The sequence below is a fragment of the Microbulbifer aggregans genome (genome assembly GCF_020524005.1).
Classification (GTDB): domain Bacteria; phylum Pseudomonadota; class Gammaproteobacteria; order Pseudomonadales; family Cellvibrionaceae; genus Microbulbifer; species Microbulbifer aggregans_A.
In genome coordinates, this window is record NZ_JAIVKK010000008.1 from 25,329 (window position 1) to 41,938 (window position 16,610).

17 protein-coding genes are annotated in these 16,610 nt (G+C 52.5%); 1 reads left to right on the plus strand and 16 read right to left on the minus strand.

Annotated features, from left to right (window positions below):
* Positions 1-16 precede the first annotated feature (16 nt).
* The 5 genes from LC093_RS14680 to LC093_RS20570 form a co-directional block, all read right to left on the minus strand.
* Entirely contained in the window at positions 17-553 is a 537-nt protein-coding gene (locus LC093_RS14680) for a PilX N-terminal domain-containing pilus assembly protein (RefSeq protein ID WP_226666300.1), read from the minus strand.
* Complete coding sequence (locus LC093_RS14685; protein ID WP_226666303.1) at positions 553-1,524, minus strand: PilW family protein; 972 nt, start codon at positions 1,522-1,524, stop codon at positions 553-555. Before LC093_RS14685 ends, LC093_RS14680 begins: the two co-directional genes overlap by 1 nt.
* A gap of 2 nt (positions 1,525-1,526) precedes the next feature.
* On the minus strand, positions 1,527-1,994 hold the full coding sequence (pilV, locus tag LC093_RS14690; RefSeq protein ID WP_226666304.1) for a type IV pilus modification protein PilV: 468 nt from the start codon (positions 1,992-1,994) through the stop codon (positions 1,527-1,529).
* Positions 1,995-2,005: 11 nt separating this feature from the next.
* Positions 2,006-2,617 carry a GspH/FimT family protein gene (locus tag LC093_RS14695; protein ID WP_226666307.1) on the minus strand — a complete coding sequence of 204 codons (612 nt, stop codon included), beginning with the start codon at positions 2,615-2,617 and terminating at the stop codon, positions 2,006-2,008.
* A gap of 348 nt (positions 2,618-2,965) precedes the next feature.
* Positions 2,966-3,064 carry a prepilin-type N-terminal cleavage/methylation domain-containing protein gene (locus tag LC093_RS20570; RefSeq protein WP_226666309.1) on the minus strand — a complete coding sequence of 33 codons (99 nt, stop codon included), beginning with the start codon at positions 3,062-3,064 and terminating at the stop codon, positions 2,966-2,968.
* 448 nt (positions 3,065-3,512) lie between these two features.
* Between LC093_RS20570 and LC093_RS20375 the strand changes: the two genes are divergently transcribed.
* Positions 3,513-3,698 carry a hypothetical protein gene (locus LC093_RS20375; RefSeq protein WP_264193117.1) on the plus strand — a complete coding sequence of 62 codons (186 nt, stop codon included), beginning with the start codon at positions 3,513-3,515 and terminating at the stop codon, positions 3,696-3,698.
* An 84-nt stretch (positions 3,699-3,782) separates the two neighbouring features.
* Here LC093_RS20375 and LC093_RS14715 read toward each other — a convergent pair whose 3' ends face one another.
* The 11 genes from LC093_RS14715 to ribF all read right to left on the minus strand — a co-directional run bounded on the left by LC093_RS14715 (position 3,783) and on the right by ribF (position 16,606).
* Entirely contained in the window at positions 3,783-4,229 is a 447-nt protein-coding gene (locus LC093_RS14715) for a type IV pilin protein (RefSeq protein ID WP_319004935.1), read from the minus strand.
* Between the two features lie 62 nt (positions 4,230-4,291).
* A complete protein-coding gene (locus LC093_RS14725; RefSeq protein ID WP_226666317.1) occupies positions 4,292-7,723 on the minus strand; it encodes a pilus assembly protein in 3,432 nt (1,143 codons plus the stop codon).
* Positions 7,724-7,763: 40 nt separating this feature from the next.
* The gene (locus LC093_RS14730; protein ID WP_226666319.1) at positions 7,764-8,300 is read right to left on the minus strand and encodes a PilX N-terminal domain-containing pilus assembly protein; all 537 of its coding nucleotides are present in this window, start codon (positions 8,298-8,300) and stop codon (positions 7,764-7,766) included.
* The gene (locus LC093_RS14735) at positions 8,300-9,283 is read right to left on the minus strand and encodes a PilW family protein (protein WP_226666321.1); all 984 of its coding nucleotides are present in this window, start codon (positions 9,281-9,283) and stop codon (positions 8,300-8,302) included. Before LC093_RS14735 ends, LC093_RS14730 begins: the two co-directional genes overlap by 1 nt.
* 2 nt (positions 9,284-9,285) lie before the next feature.
* Positions 9,286-9,753: a type IV pilus modification protein PilV gene (gene pilV / locus LC093_RS14740; RefSeq protein ID WP_226666324.1), complete on the minus strand. Its 468-nt coding sequence runs from the start codon at positions 9,751-9,753 to the stop codon at positions 9,286-9,288.
* Between the two features lie 8 nt (positions 9,754-9,761).
* The gene (locus tag LC093_RS14745; protein WP_226666327.1) at positions 9,762-10,274 is read right to left on the minus strand and encodes a GspH/FimT family pseudopilin; all 513 of its coding nucleotides are present in this window, start codon (positions 10,272-10,274) and stop codon (positions 9,762-9,764) included.
* 185 nt (positions 10,275-10,459) lie between these two features.
* Positions 10,460-11,392 carry a 4-hydroxy-3-methylbut-2-enyl diphosphate reductase gene (ispH, locus tag LC093_RS14750; RefSeq protein WP_226666328.1) on the minus strand — a complete coding sequence of 311 codons (933 nt, stop codon included), beginning with the start codon at positions 11,390-11,392 and terminating at the stop codon, positions 10,460-10,462.
* Positions 11,393-11,424: 32 nt separating this feature from the next.
* Positions 11,425-11,865 carry an FKBP-type peptidyl-prolyl cis-trans isomerase gene (locus tag LC093_RS14755; protein WP_226666332.1) on the minus strand — a complete coding sequence of 147 codons (441 nt, stop codon included), beginning with the start codon at positions 11,863-11,865 and terminating at the stop codon, positions 11,425-11,427.
* Positions 11,866-11,876: 11 nt separating this feature from the next.
* Positions 11,877-12,395 (minus strand): signal peptidase II, encoded by a 519-nt coding sequence (lspA, locus tag LC093_RS14760; protein ID WP_226666334.1) that lies wholly within the window; start codon positions 12,393-12,395, stop codon positions 11,877-11,879.
* The gene (ileS, locus tag LC093_RS14765; RefSeq protein WP_226666343.1) at positions 12,388-15,192 is read right to left on the minus strand and encodes an isoleucine--tRNA ligase; all 2,805 of its coding nucleotides are present in this window, start codon (positions 15,190-15,192) and stop codon (positions 12,388-12,390) included. Before ileS ends, lspA begins: the two co-directional genes overlap by 8 nt.
* A 436-nt stretch (positions 15,193-15,628) precedes the next feature.
* Positions 15,629-16,606: a bifunctional riboflavin kinase/FAD synthetase gene (gene ribF / locus LC093_RS14770; RefSeq protein WP_226666350.1), complete on the minus strand. Its 978-nt coding sequence runs from the start codon at positions 16,604-16,606 to the stop codon at positions 15,629-15,631.
* Between the last annotated feature and the right edge of the window lie 4 nt (positions 16,607-16,610).

Consider the following 16,610-nt stretch of genomic DNA (forward strand, 5'->3'; position numbering starts at 1 on the left):
TTTGGCAGGCCAAAACTTAGATCGAGCGCCCGTACAGAGTCACAATGACACGTTCAGTACCGCCAATTCCCTTACCCCGGGTTACGATTTTGAATACACGAATATCCGGAAAATCCAGGCCCGTACTACCAGTGCTGAGATCAACATCCGCCGGATTGGCGTCATCGGAGGCCAGCCCGGCTAATTCGATGTACATGCGTCCCTTCAGCTTTGTCGTGCCATCAGCGGCAAGCATAGGAACATCTTTCTCCACTGAATTGTCATTTGTCCAGGTTGCCGCTGCGAACAGGTCATCCGGGCCATTTCCTTCACTGCGCAGCCAACCTGTAGTAGTGAAAGCATTGAGGTTGTCGAGGCTATCAATATGTGCTTCCCCCAAACGCGCCATAGACTCCGCCACTTCCAATGCTATCTTGGCATCGCGGGAGGCAAACGTCATACGCTCCCCCATTAATGCGCTACGAGCGCCGGAGACTCCGATCAAGGTCAGCACTAGTAAAATGACCAGACTTACAATTAATACTGCGCCACGCTGGTTATTTATAGCTTTCATCACATACTCCCTCGATTACGCACTTTCACTGTCGCGACATAAAGCTTGCGCAAACGCCCATCGTTGTAATTGCTCTGTGTACCATCGAGACGCGTCACCGTCTGCGCCCCTACCGCCGCACCCGCCTCACTTGCTACCAAAAGTTCCAATTTGATAGCCGTGACTTGCTCCATATTGACGAGGTTATTTTCGGCGGATTGCCAGATGTTCACGACACCATCACCAGAGGTATCACGACCGTAAGACACTTGCATATCTTCGATACCCGGTACCAATTCCTGGGTATTACCAGACTCATCATTAACAAACAGGGAGTTTTCACCCGCCTGGCTGGCTGATATGAAGTACTTAGTGCGGTAGGGCTTCAGGATTTTTGAATCAGCACCGTAAACTTCCTGTAGCGTCGAACCCTGAGTTATCGTACGACTTGTCTCCCCGCTAATACTGGAGACGGCGACTACATCTCCAGCCTTACAATTTGCGAGCAAAACAATATCACCAGCAACTACAGGACAGTCTCCCCTAACTACAGGAGATCCTGGCGTCGCGACAGCCGGTGCAACCATCCGTCCACCGCCCGCACAAGCATCGACTGTTCCGCTCAGGATCAAGACATCCGTACCCGCTTTTACGGCCTTGCTTCCAATAGTTTCGGAGGCGGCATCGTTGATACCTTGTACCCCATCAGCACCAATCGAGTCGAACACCCCGGTCGGATTCACAAGGTGATTCACAATACTGTTCTGGTCAGGTGCACAACCCCAATAGTCTGCCGCACGAATTTTCTTACTCAAGAGGTCAATGGCAAAGCGCCCACTTTCCTGCACTCGGGAAAAAGCTGTCTGAGTTCTCGACGCTGATGTATTACTCTGAAACACCTGCAACACACCAAGCAATAACATGGAGCTCAGCAAGATCCCTATCATAAGTTCAATTAATGACAGGCCACGCTGCCGGGAAAACAATTTCATAATTACAGCTCCAAAGACATACTAAAGGATGCGTTTTCGGTTCCACCGTCCGCTCCGCCATAGTCTTCTCCCGTGTGTTGCTGTACCCAAGAGACTGTTACGGTGACCTCCTCACCAGCCCGAGTTATTACCCCAGCCCCAGATGGAAGATTTGTTTTCAATAGCTGCCCCCATTCGTATAGGTCAAATTCCGCAAGTTGCGTAACGGAGCAAGCGGATGTACAGCGATTAGTGACGGTCTCGTCACCATCAACAGTACCGTCATAACCTCCCTGCTCAAGTCCACTCGGGTTTGCCCGTATTCTTTCCACAATTTCCTGTGCAGCCAAAGCAGCCATATATCGTTGATTCGACCCACTACTATTTTTAAGAGTCATCATTTGCGTTGCGGCAATGCCTAGCAATCCAATTGCAATAACAAGAACGGAAACCAGAACCTCAATAAGAGTTGCGCCATTTTGCTTTTTCATCGAATCTTTCCTTAATTCGCGCAAGCTGTACCTTTCTGCATTCGCATGGAACCGGATACAAGCAATTCCAAGGTGCGCCCATGATTTCCGCTTCGGCCATCACATAATTCGAGCGAGAGTGTATTGGCCAAACCTGATTCGCCACGGGCGTTAAATTCAAGCTGGACATTTTGGGTATTAGTGCCTCCAATATCGGCTGTCAGCGCCAGAGAATCCTGTTCGACATTTAATACGCGCAACTCTTCCCCATCGTTGACACCGTTATTTCCATTACGGTCTACCCATATCCTAAATCCATTATCAACATCATTATTTAAGGCACTTACTTTTACTCCTCCACCCAAGCGCACCGCTTCGGCGCGGGCAAACTGTAAAACGTGACTAATATCATTGGATTTAGTAACGAGACGATAATCCTGAATAAGAGACCGAAATGACGGAATTCCTACTGCCAAAACTATACCGAGCACTACTACAACGACCATCAGTTCAATAATTGTGAACGCTGACTGATCCATTAATTTCTTCATTGTTGTTCTACCATAGATACACAATTGTGCCGCCTCCAATGCTTTAGCAAGTGCGCTGCTTTTTACATCAACCCCGAAGCCTGTAGAAAGCATATATTTCGCCTATTTCCACATGTAGTGATAAACGGCAACAAGAAGGCGACAAGCGGCACTATCTCATGCAAAATGTCACATTAATTTTGTGACAATCCACTCGAAAATGTTGTGCAATAAATTACAGTTGACGCTTTTCCAAACCATCCTCTACTGACCCCGAGCACTATCCAGAAAATTTTATTTCACTCGCTGAACGCAGCGAGGCCACACCTATCACGGCTTTGCAGAAGCGCATGGCTGCGGCATAAAGAAACGAAACCAACTATCCAGCGCGCGGGCGGGTGACTTTCGGATAATGCTTCGCGCGCTCACTCCCCCCCTGATTGAGAAAAGTATTGTTGCGATTCAAGAATGGAGAGAATTTTCGAAGAGAAAAATGATCGACACTACGGCAATAGATACCATTAGTTCTATCAGGGTGAACCCCTGTCGAATGGATTTCATGGAAACATCCCTATTCCAAAATGATTTTTCTATCAGTTATTTTCGTAACCTGAGTGTGCAGCCGTGCACCCGAGCATTGTTTTTCATGGGCAAAACCGATCAATTGACACTATCTCAGCGCGCAAACTACGCGCCATCTGTACAACTACTTAGCTTTGCCATTTCAACTAGGTTTAGAAAACCATTGAGCCAATAACTACTTTATTACGCTACCACAGCGACACTTAAAGTAACGCTTTCAGCCGACGAGTGGTATTAACTGAGGGAATAGACGGTCACCAGGGCGACGACCAGGAGATCTAGCTGTTGGCGTCAAAATCATCTCTCGAGCGACAACTTATTGCTTCCGCAAGTTTGTACCACTCGCTAGCTTCACTAATTTTTCCGCGATTGCCTTTCCGAGTGGAGGGGCTCACCCCGAACATTAGTATCAAAGACCCGCCCGTTAATGATCGCCAAAAAACACAGAACAATAATCAAGTATGAAAGTAGTTGGTTGGTTGGTTGGTTGGTTGGTTGGTTGGTTGGTTGGTTGGTTGGTTGGTTGGTTGGTTGGTTGGTTGGTTGGTTGGTTGGTTGGTTGGTTGGTTGGTTGGTTGGTTGGTTGGTTGGTGCTTTTCCATTAACCGAATAAGGAGAACGCCGATAAAAAATTATAGCCCTTGCCAACGATTGTACTCCATCGATAGAACCGCGGCATGGGCTACCTAAGCAACAATCAAAAACAGGATTTCCTCCAGCATTGATCACCGGCTGCAGCAAGATCGCCATCATTCCCTCGATCCCACGCTTTCTCACCACTTGATTTCAATTGAATGGTGCCATCACCCGCCTGACCATTCTTAGGCCGTGCCTGAATCACATAAGAAGAGCTGTCCGCAGATGTTACGATTAAATTATAGAACTTTGCTCCTCCATCCAAGGGGGCTTCGACAGCAAATATTGTGGGAGTGCCATTGCCATCTGCAGCCCCTGCATAAGTACCATTATGGGTGAAATGTTTTTCAAGTGCTTGGGCCAGCCCCATCAATGCCCCCTGGGCATCTGCGCGTCGAGCTGACTTCACACTCTCTTGGTAGGAAGGCCAAGCGACTCCAGCCAAAACTGCAATAATCGCTACGACAATCATTAGTTCAATCAGTGTAAATCCAAACTGCTTTTTCATTTTTTACTCTGAATAAAATTTTCATGGAAAATACCCCGGTATACTACCGGGGCTGATTCACATCACTTGGGCCTAATTTCTTCCCACGACAAGCGGCCTTCGCGCTCGCCGCCACCAACATTGATATCCCGCTCGTTGATGGTACCGGCACTAGTAGACGTATATTGTCTTTTACCACCGAGGAAGCCTGGCTTATTTGGGATACCTTCACTCACCATTGACCCAATTAGTCCCATATCTGCGCTGTCGATAGTGCCATCCCCATTGCCATCGTAGATGGCATATTTTTCCGGAGCCAAACCTGTGCGTACATCCACGGACATCAGCCAGCCATAACCACCTGCGGAGCAGACCTCTCCGGTGGGGATCAAGGTGTTAAAAAACAGGATGTTGCGCAGTAGGTCAGGCCGCGTGACAACTCGCTCACCGCCATCGGTATTTACACCTGTCTGTAACGGAATATACCAACCCGCTTTGCTACTCCAATCAATGGCATTACCGCTCAGTGTGCGGTGGGTAACCCCCTCAACAGTTCTCTCACCAAGAGTACGAATCTCAAGATTGTTTGCAGTCAGCCCGGTTTGTCCGTTATCCGATACGGCATAGAATCCACCGGCAGATGCGTCCGCAGTATCAGCTCCCGTAAGATATTGCCCTGTACCAAAGGTAACCAGCAGATTGGGAACTGCCCCTGATTCGTTAGCCGTATTTCTCGCCACCAGAGGAGCTCCGGTAATCGGCTGACCGGAACTGAACAGCTTTATCACTGTGCCTGATTGCGCCCCCGCGGACCATTTCTCATCAGTTTCCACATCAAAAACCCACATGTTACCGAACAGGTCGCCCGCATAGATGCGGTCGATAGTACCGTTGAGATCGGCGTCAACAATCGCGGGAGTGGAAAGTCCATTCTTAATAGCCTGAGTACCGATATTTGTGGGAAGGTAGACATGCCCACTGCCATCGAGATAAACGATGAAGAGCCCCGCATCCCCAGTTTCGCTATCGTAACCATTGCCAAATACAGCCGCCCACTTGCCATTAGACATGCGGCCAATTTGCGGGCGGCTAAATGTATAACCGAGATTTTCGTTACTGCTGCTAGTAAACTCCCACAGAACAATATCGCCGGCGTTATCTTCGCTGAACAAAGAAGGATTTGTGACATCCAGGGCAAAGTAGCCCTTGCCGCCACCACCGAGACCACCGACCAGAATACTTTTCCATGCAGCGGTATCGCCACTTTCAATATAAGCGTCCACTACAGTAGGCGTGCCATCTACATAGTATTTGTGCTGATAGAGTTGGGAGGTCAGGGCATGTAACCCGAGCCCTTCTTCAGAGCTAGTCAAAACTGCAGGGGAGTAGCCAATCAGCTCCTTACCGGCATTGGCTCCCGTCGCGGAAGCATTGAAGCCATGCAGGAAGCCGTCGTTGGCGCCAACGTATACCATCGGCGTACGACTGCTTTTATCGCTCTTGAACTGAGCGTAGCTATCCGACTCAGGGAAATCTGCACGATCCCAGCTGCCTGCTGGTGCACCAACATAAACCGGGGTGGAGTTCACAATATCTCCTAAACGGCTGCTCCGTGCCCGGAATTGGTCGACACTACCACCTTCGTTACTACGGTCACCACGAAGGTAGGCAAGTCGCTCTGCAGCCAGATCGTCCTCTACCTTACTACCTGTAGAGGTATTGATTTTCAGATCCAGCTCGGTGTCGCTTTCAGCACCGTCAAAGTCGAGCGCAGTATCGACAGTGGTAAATGGTACCCCGCCCCCATCTTTATAGGTAAGCAGAATCCGACCACTAACATCGTCTCCCTGGTCTAGAATATCGGCGGCCTCCCAGGAGGATGTACTGGAAATGCTGCCATCGCTGTTGATCGTCAGTGCAGACAATTCTCCACTCCAATCACCACTATCAAATTTCGCTGCATACAGTGCGGAGCCAGTTTCAAGTGAAGTGGAGTTAAAGGCAACAGAACTGGAGCTACCAACAATAGCATGAACCTTATTGATGATCCGGTTGAAGGTAACCTTCAGCTCGGAGGCATTGTTTGCGCTGTATACGTAATCACTGCTCGAACCACTATCACAACTGCCATCCCCCTCATGATGCCCGGATCCGAAGCAGCCCGAATTAATCAACACCTCGCTATTCGACAAGTTACTGTTCGCAAAACCAATCATATAGCTAGCAATGTTATTTTTGACCGGCGTTTGGTTGGGTTCCTTTAAATCAGGACGCAGATCTATGTCATATAGCGCTTTGACCACATCATCCATAGAGTCATTATTACCAGTCGTACACCCACTAACACCTTCACATGCGTAGTCAAACTCCGATAAATCTCCATCGACATCACCGTCACTAGTCGGATCTCCATCGGTGAGAGCAACCATAAAACTCTTCTGGCAGTAGTATTGAATGGCTGCACCATCTACTCCGCTGACCGGTTTTGAAACATCACCCCAGTCTGGCTCACTTGAAAAAATTTCATCTCCTCTTTTCGAAGCCGTAGTTATGCTGTCATCCCAATTTTTTTTCTTATAGGCAAGCTCTTGGTCGTCATATCCAGAAATAAAGTAGCGACCAACATCCTCAAACGTCTCACCTAGAGGAGTGCCTCCATTTGCACTGACCTCTGATATTGCACTGATAAGACTCAGCTTGGTTTCGTCATTGATACTAGTCAGGCCTTGCAGCATCCCGCCACCATTGGCCTCACCCTCCGGATCAAATTGCATCAAGCCCACACGAACATCACTCAAGTCTGAGATCAAGTCGGAGGCAGAATTTTTCATGATATCCGTACGGCGATCCACTCCGAGCTTTGATCGTCGAACGGTAGTCCCATCGACCTCCAAGAAATGATCGGCCACATAGCTGCCACCAATCTCACGAGAAAAAAACCAATTCAGGAAATGACCAGTCTGCCTAGGGCGGTCTCCATTTGAACCGCTATTGTGTAAGTTCAGATAGCTGTAGTCCTGGTGATTTCCAGTTTCATAATATGAACCTACTTCTCCGTCGGCGTAGAACCGGACATCAAAAGTCACATCATCTTTAAAGCAATTCCCCGATGAGTCCCATGCTCTCCAATTAGCATCACTTTCGGAGCTGTCCATCGGAGCAACCCGCTTGAATTCCACAGCACCGGTGTCCTGATGCACCCGGTAATTCACTTCGAAGGAATCAGTTCTGGTTCTCCCATTACGTCTATATGTATAGGTATTCTCAGAAATCGAGTTACTACAAGGTATCGAGGCATCGGGATCATATTCCTCAGCAGGCAATACTACCTGATACATGGACCCCGACGAGTCAAGTACAAACATAATATTTGGTTCTGCCCCACCCCGCGTATAAAGCGGAACATCGGACAGCTCTCCCGGTGCAGCAGAAGCACTGGTCGCTAGCGTCAACAGAAAAGCGCTGAAAAGGGCACGATGGGAAAAATGCATACTATTGCTTATTTTCAGTTTCATTTTTTAAGCTCTATACGAATTCTTTGCTTATTGACCGGGCTTACATAGCCTTCCCGTAGAGGGTAACGATGATTCGCTCGGTACCACCGATCCCCACACCACGAGCAACGATTTTAAAAACCTGAGTATCGTCAAAGTCGAGGCCGGTATTTCCCGTACTCAGATCCACGTCGGCGGCATTGGAGTCGTCGGAGGCCAGCCCGGCTAGCTCGATATACATGCGTCCACTCAACTTGCTGGTTCCGTCGGCAGCAAGCATGCCGACCTCGCGCTCGCTCGAATTGTTGTCAGTCCAGGTATCACCGGCCAGCAGATCGTTCGGACCATTTCCAGCAGTACGCAACCACCCAGACGTTCCGAATGAGCTCAAGTTTGCCAAGGAATCTACATGCGCTTCACCCAAGCGAGTCATGGACTCCGCAACTTCAAGTGCCACCTTGGCATCGCGGGAGGCAAAGGTCATTCGCTCCCCCATTAGCACACTGCGTGCACCAGAAACTCCTATGAGAGTCAGGACCAGTAACAAAATAAGACTGACGACTAAGACTGCCCCCTGTTGATTAGCAATTTTCCTCATCACATTGCTCCCCGATTCCGAACTTTCACCGTCGCAACGTAAAGCTTTCGCAGGCGGGTGTCTGTATAGGTAGTTTCAGTTCCATCCAGCAGAGCGACTGTTTGCGAGCTAGTGCCAGATCCAGGCTCGCTCGCAACCAATAGCTGCAACTTGACCGCGGTTACTTGAGACATGCTTAGCAAGTCGCTTTCCGCCGCCTGCCAGATATCCACAACTCCATCACCGGTGGTATCCCTTCCATATGTGATCTGCATGTCCTCAATCCCCGGAACCAACTCCTCGGTAGTACCGGTTTCATCGTTTACAAACAGGGAGTTGTCGCCCGCGGTACTTTGCGCAATAAAGTACGTTCGCTGGTATGGTTTTAGGATTTTGGCTTCCGCCCCATAGGCTTCCTGAAGGGCTGCCCCCTGAGTAATTGTGCGATTGCCCTCGCCAAGGCTGCCGGATATTCCGGTAATCGTGACCACGTCGCCCGCTCGACAATTGGCGATCAGCACAATATCGCCGGTTTCAATTGGACAGTTGGCTGTTACGACTGGCGATGAGGGTGTACCGGGGTTTGAATCAACAAGACGGCCTGCACCAGAACAAGCATCAATGGTGCCGCCAAGCGTTAGAACATCACTGCCGAGAGAGACAGAAGTTCCACCAACCTCCTCCGTTGCTCCCGCATTGTCGACACCACGAACTCCATCCCCGCCAATAGAGGCATAGAACCCACTTGGGGACGCTAAGTGATTTACAATGCTATTTTCGTCCGGTACGCAGCCCCAATAGTCTGCAGCTCTTATTTCCCGGCTCAGTAGGTCGATGGCAAACCGGCCACTGTCCTGAACTCGGGAAAACGCTGTTTGTGTTCTTGAGGTCGAGCTATTGCTTTGAAACACCTGTAAAACACCCAGTAACAATAGGGAGCTCAACAGAATTCCGATCATAAGTTCAACAAGTGACAGACCCCGCTGCCCGCTATATAACTGCATTGTCAAAGCTCCACCGTCATAGTGAATTGGGCGTCTTCCGTACCGCCATCAACACCACCATAGTTTTCACCGGTGTGCTGCTGTAGCCAGGTAATCGTTACCGTGACGTCATCACCGTTTCGGGCAATTACACCCTGTCCGGAGGGGAGGTTTGTTTTTAACAACTGCCCCCATTCATAGAGGTCCATACTTGCGAGCTCATTAACCGTGCAAACGGTCGTACAGTCTTTGCTAAGTGTGCCTGCACCACTAACCGTCCCATCATAAGCGCCCTGCTCCAAGCCACTCGGGTTAGCGCGCATCCTTTCTATTATTTCCTGTGTGGCCAAGGTGGCCATATAGCGTTGATTCGAACCATTGCTGTTTTTAAGGCTCATCATTTGAGTCGCCGCTATACCCAACAACCCTACCGAGAGCACGAGCACAGAGACCAACACTTCAATCAGGGTCGCCCCTTTCTGGTTTTTCATTTTTCACCTCAGTTGGAGCAAGCGGTATTAACCAACACACGCATAGCTCCAGAGACCAAGACCTCGAGTACACGCCCGTACGCGCCTGAGCGGTCATCACACAGAGCCAAGGTCAACTTGCTTGCGAGGTCTGTTTCCCCTTGGGCATTGAATACGAGCTGTAGTTGCGAAGCCTCATTTCCGCCGATATCCGCCGCTAGGCTCAGGGGTATTGAACTGACAACCCTCAGCTCTTCGCCACTGTCGAAACTGTTGTTGCTGTTACCATCGACCCATACCCTCAGGCCTTTATTGATGTCATTGTCGAGAGCACTTACTCGGACACCACCGCCCAGGCGCACAGCTTCTGCCCGCGCGAACTGCAGTAAACCCGCCGTGTCAGTGGATGTAGTGGTTATCCGATAGTTTTTGACCAGAGTATTAAAAGAGGGGACACCAAAACCAATGACGACCGAAAGAATCGCAATCGTTACCATCAGCTCTACCAGGGTGAAACCCGCGGAATGTCTTGGGAGCGTCATGTTCACTGCACTGTATTTTGTTTATTCAAATTAGCGCCAAAGAAATAGGCGCCACGAGGAAATGATTTTAACGCCAAAGTGGAACTATAGTTCTAAAAACTTACGAACGGGAGTAACAGGCCGACCAGTGGTCGACCCGAAGAGGTATTAGAAGGAAGGAGTTGAAAACAGGGGGAAGGAAGGACTCAGCGAAGCTCTTTAGGCAGGGAAAAGCTGATATTCTCAGGGATTCCGTCCACTTCAGCCGGAGCCTCAGCCCCCAGCTCACGGAGCTTCAGGATCACCCGCTCAACCAGTACTTCCGGCGCGGACGCACCAGCGGTAATGCCAACAGCGGTCTTGCCTTGCAACCACTTTTCGTCGATGCACTCCGGACCATCAATCAAATAGGCCTCGGAACCACAGCGCTCGGCCAGCTCGCGCAGTCGATTGGAATTGGAGCTGTTGGGGCTACCGACAACCAACACCAATCCGCACTCCAGGGCCAGCTGTCGCACAGCATCCTGGCGGTTCTGGGTTGCGTAGCAGATATCGTCTTTGCGCGGGCCGCGAATGTTCGGGAATTTGGTCCGCAGGGCATCGATCACCCGGGATGTATCATCCACAGACAGCGTGGTCTGGGTGACATAAGTAAGGTTGTCGGGGTCACGCACTTCCAGCCTCGCCACATCCGCCTCGTCTTCAACCAGGTAGATGGCGCCACCGTTGGACGCATCATACTGCCCCATGGTCCCTTCCACTTCCGGGTGCCCTTCGTGGCCGATCAGGATGCACTCGCTGCCGTCACTGCCGAATTTGCTCACCTCCATATGGACCTTGGTGACCAGCGGGCAGGTAGCATCAAACACTTTCAGCCCACGGTCGACGGCCTCTTTCTGCACTGCCTTGGACACGCCATGAGCACTGAAGATGACAATCACATCGTCCGGTACTTCGTGAAGCTCATCGACAAACACCGCACCGCGCTCACGCAGGCTGTCGACCACGAACTTGTTGTGTACGACTTCGTGGCGCACGTAAATCGGCGCACCAAAGACGTCCAGTGCGCGATTGACGATATCGATGGCCCGGTCAACACCGGCACAGAAGCCGCGTGGATTAGCGAGGCGAATTTGCATGCTGTTGCAACCCTTGCTGGTGGACAATCGATCTAGTTGACCGAGGCCACTTCGAGAATTTTTACGTGAAAGAAAACGGTTTGACCCGAAAGTGGGTGATTGAAATCCACCTCTACCTCGTCTTCGCCAATACTGCGGATAACCCCAGGCAGCTCGCCACTCCCGTTATCAAAAGAGACAACCAACCCTTCTTCCAGCTCCATATCCGGAGAGAAGTGATCCCGGCGAACGGTCTGGATATTGGAAGGATTGCGCTGGCCAAATCCCGCTTCCGGCGGAACTTCAATTTCCGCTTCATCGCCGGCCTTCAGACCAAACAGGGCCTGCTCGAACCCCGGCAGTAAATTGCCATCACCAACGATAAAGGTAGCGGGATCGCCCTCGAAATTGGAATCCACCACGGAACCATCATCCAGCTTGAGGCTGAAGTGCAGGGTTACGCGGCTGTGTTCGCCGATCACGTTATTGCTCATGAATACTGCCTTTAAACTTCTGCACTGTTTTCTGATGTTTTGTTGGCGCGGTCGCTGAAAAACAGCAATTCAATCACCAGCATCGCAGCACCAACGGAAATCGCCATATCCGCGACATTAAATACCGGGAAATGCCAGTTGCCGTAATACACGGAGATAAAGTCGCGCACATAGCCGAGCACCACACGGTCCCACAAGTTACCAATAGCCCCACCGAGAATAAGGGCCAGAGCTGCGGGCTCCCAGCGCTTGACCGCGGGCAGCCGCCAGATCCACAGGATCACGACGGCACTAAAACCCAGGGCTACGGCACCAAAAAACCAGCGCTGCCAGCCTCCGGCATCCGCCAGAAAACTGAATGCCGCGCCGTAGTTTTCCGCATAGGTAAATTGCAGCAGGCCCGGGATAATCTGCATGGCCGGACCGTACATAAACTTGTCGACGGCCCATACCTTGGTGGCGACATCCAGCAGGATGACCACAAACGACAGCAGGTACCAGCGCCAGGGCGCGCGCAAGATGTTAAGCATACTGGCGAACCTCACCGGAGCCACTCACGTTTTCGACACAGCGGCCACAGAGTTCCGGGTGCGCGCTGTTGCTACCCACATCTTCACGGTAGTGCCAGCAGCGGCCACACTTGGGCGCATCCACTTTATTTACCGCCACGCGCAGTCCAGTGAGCTCAGTCTCCTCCGCTCCCGCAGCATCAGACAGCGGCTGCACGGAGGTGGAGGAGCAGATCAGGACAAAGCGCAGCTCATCTTTGAGCGCTGCCAGTTTTTCCTGCAGAGCCGGATCGGCAAACAGGGTAACCGACGCTTGCAGAGAGCCGCCGATATTACCGGCACCGCGCTGCTCTTCGAGGACCTTGTTCACCGCCGTCTTGACGTCGGCAATAGCATCCCAGAATTCGGCGTCCATCAGAGCTTCAGCCGGCAGTTCCGGGAATTGATACCACTCTTCCAGCAGTATGCTCTCGCTACTGGCGCCCGGAACAAACTGCCACAACTCTTCTGCAGTGAAACTCAGGATCGGCGCAACCCAGCGCACGAAAGCCTGCACAATGTGATACAGCGCGGTTTGCGCGGAACGGCGCGCAACGCTGTCTGCCTGGGTGGTGTACTGGCGATCCTTGATGATATCGAGGTAGAAACCACCCATCTCAACCACACAGAAGTTGTGCAGCTTCTGGTAAATCTGGTGGAACTGGTAGCGGTCGTAAGCCGCAACGATTTCTTCCTGCAACTTTGCCGCCTGGTCCAGTGCCCAGCGATCCAGTGCCAGCAGCTCATCGACCGGCAGCAGGTCTTTCTCGGGTTCAAAACCGGCCAGGTTCGACAGGAAGAAACGTGCCGTGTTGCGCAGGCGACGGTAGGAATCCGCGGTGCGCTTCAGGATCTCGTCCGATACCGCCATCTCACCGCTGAAGTCAGTAGCCGAAACCCACAGGCGCAGTACGTCCGCGCCCAGCTTGTTGATCACATCCTGTGGCGCCACGGTATTGCCGATGGACTTGGACATTTTGCGACCCTGGGCATCCACGGTGAAACCGTGGGTCAGCACCTGCTTGTACGGTGCGCAGTCGTTGATCGCGATGGAGGTTTTCAGCGAGGACTGGAACCAGCCACGGTGCTGATCGGACCCTTCCAGGTACAGATCCGCCGGGAAGCGCAGGCCGTCACGGCGCTCCAGTACCGCATAGTGGGTCACACCGGAATCGAACCACACGTCCAAGGTATCGGTCACTTTCTGGTAGTTGTCAGCGTCGTCACCCAGCAGCTCTTTGGCATCCAGGTCGAACCACACATCCATGCCACCTTTTTCCACCAGTTCGGCAACCTTGTCCATCAGTGCCGGGGTTTCCGGGTGGATTTCGTGGGTTTCCTTGTGCACGAACAGTGCGATGGGCACGCCCCAGGTACGCTGACGGGAGATACACCAGTCGGGGCTCGCATCCAGCATGGAGTCGATGCGCGCTTTACCCCAGCCCGGGATCCACTCGACTGCATCGGCGGCCTTCTGGGCGTGATCCAGCAGGTCGTTCTGCTGCATGCTGATAAACCACTGCGGGGTGGCGCGGTAGATCAGCGGGGTTTTGGTACGCCAGCAGTGCGGGTAGCTGTGCAGCAGCTTGTCTTCGTGCAGCAGCACGTCTTTTTCTTTCAGCAGTTCGACGATCTTGCCGTCCACTTTGTACACATGCTCGCCGGCAAACAGCGGCACGGCATCGCGGAAAACGCCGTTGTCGTCTACGTAGTTCAGGGTCTCAATGCCGTAACGCTTGCCCACATTGAAGTCGTCCGGGCCGTGATCCGGTGCGGTATGCACACAGCCGGTACCGGCGTCAGTGGTGACGTGGTCGCCGAGGATGATGGGCAGTTCTTTGTCGTAGAACGGGTGCCTGATCTTCAGGTGCTCGAGCGCGGCGCCGCGGATATGGCCAACAACATCACCTTCCAGCCCGGCGCGGGCAAGTACGGCGTCTTTCAGCGCTTCCGCGACTAACAGGCGTTTGTCGCCAACCTGTACGACGACATATTCCAGCTCAGCATTGACGGATACGGCCTGGGAAGAAGGCAGGGTCCAGGGCGTGGTAGTCCAGATGACCACGGACAGCTGGCCGTCGCCGGCGTGACCGCCCGCGGCATCGGCAATCGCCAGTGCGGTTTCTTCAGTGGCCGGGTAGCAGACGTCGATGGAGAAAGAGGTTTTGTCCTGGTACTCCACTTCCGCTTCCGCCAGCGCGGAACCGCCGACCACACTCCAGTAAACCGGCTTGAAGCCGCGCGCCAGGTGACCATTTTTCACCACGCGGCCAAGCGCGCGAATGATGTCGGCCTCAAACTCGAAATCCATGGTGCGGTAGGGGTTGTCCCACTCGCCGAATACACCGAGACGGATAAAATCTTTTTTCTGACCTTCTACCTGCTTGGCAGCGTACTCGCGGCACTTCTGGCGGAAGGTTTTGTGGTCCACCTTTACGCCGGCCTTGCCGACTTTCTGCTCGACCTTGTGCTCGATGGGCAGGCCGTGGCAGTCCCAACCGGGCACGTAGGGGGCATCGTAACCACTCAGGGTTTTCGATTTGACGATGATGTCTTTCAGAATCTTGTTAACCGAGTGACCGATATGGATATCACCGTTGGCGTAGGGAGGGCCATCGTGCAGGATGAACTGCTCACGACCGGCACGGGCTGCACGGATTTTTTCGTACAGCTTGCCTTCTTGCCATTTTTTCAGAATCGCCGGCTCCCGCTGGGGCAGGTTGCCGCGCATGGGGAAGTCGGTTTCGGGCAGATTCAGGGTCGCTTTGTAATCGGTCATTGGTTATCTACTTCGGTTGTAGCAATTCAAAAAATAGTTGCTCAAAACTTCTCAGCACTTTTGCTGCCTCGCTTACGAAGCGCATCACTAAGAATTGAAGCGGGAGTGATGGGGATCAGGTTTCAAAACCGTCGGTGACATGGAAGTCACCGCCAGAGCGTACATGGATGTACTCGCAGCGATTTTGAAACCTGATACCCATTGCTTCCGCGCCACCGGACTCAAATCAGAGGTCCTCTCTCAAGCTCCGGGGCACCACTAAATCAAATTTAGTGGCGACAGATCACCGGGTGCAGGTTTTCAGGACCACTGTGAACCCATCCCTGGGCGTTGCGGCGGCGACTTCCTGTCGCCGACGCTCCTGAAAACCTGCACCCGGCGCTCTGTCTTCGCATCAAAGTCCAATACTTTGTCGGACGCGATGGGGTAATTTCATCTAGCCCGGTTTGCGGTTGGCAAACCACGCTTTTGCGTTTTCTATATCTTCGGCGATTTTCTGTTTAAGAATATCCAGTGACTCAAACTTCTCTTCATCGCGCAGTTTGTGGCAGAAAGTTACTGCGATTTCACGACCATACAGGTCACCACTAAAATCAAACAGGTGAACTTCCAGCAGCGGCTTGGCACCCTCGCCCTCTACAGTAGGACGGAAGCCCACATTGGCCACACCAGCCACTTCCATACAGCCCTCCTGCATCGGGCGGCCATCGGTGCGGCGAGCAGTCACCGTATACACACCCACCAGGGGTGAACAGTAGCGGTGCAGGCGCACATTCGCGGTCGGCGCACCGAGCTGACGCCCCAGCGCGCGGCCCCGGGCTACCAGACCGGTAATCCGGTAGGGTTTGCCGAGCAGGCGTTCCGCCAGCGCGAAATCCGCATCCTGCAACGCCGCGCGGATTCGGGTACTACTGACCCGCTCACCGACGATTTCCAGCGTCGCCGTATCTTCCACCGTAAAGCCGGACACCGCGCCGGCCTGTTGCAGCAGTTGGTAATCACCACTGCGATCGCAACCAAAGCGAAAATCATCGCCAACCACCAGGTGAGTAATTCCCAGCCCGTCCACCAGCACCTGCTGGATAAAGGCCTCTGCGCTCAGACTGCGCAGGCGTTCATTGAACTGAAGGCAGAGCACTCGATCCACACCGGCATCAAACAGCGCCAGTACTTTTTCCTTGAAGCGCATCAGCCTTGCTGGCGCCCGCTCACCGGAAAAGTACTCGTGCGGTTGGGGCTCAAAGATTATCGCCACCGACGGCAAGCCGGCCGCGGCCGATTTCGCCCGCAGCTGACTGATAATGGCCTGATGCCCCAGATGGACTCCATCGAATGAGCCGATGGTCGCCACACATCCCCGGTGGCACGGCCGCAGGTTGTGTAACCCGCGAATCAGCTCTCGCTGCTCGGTCACAGTG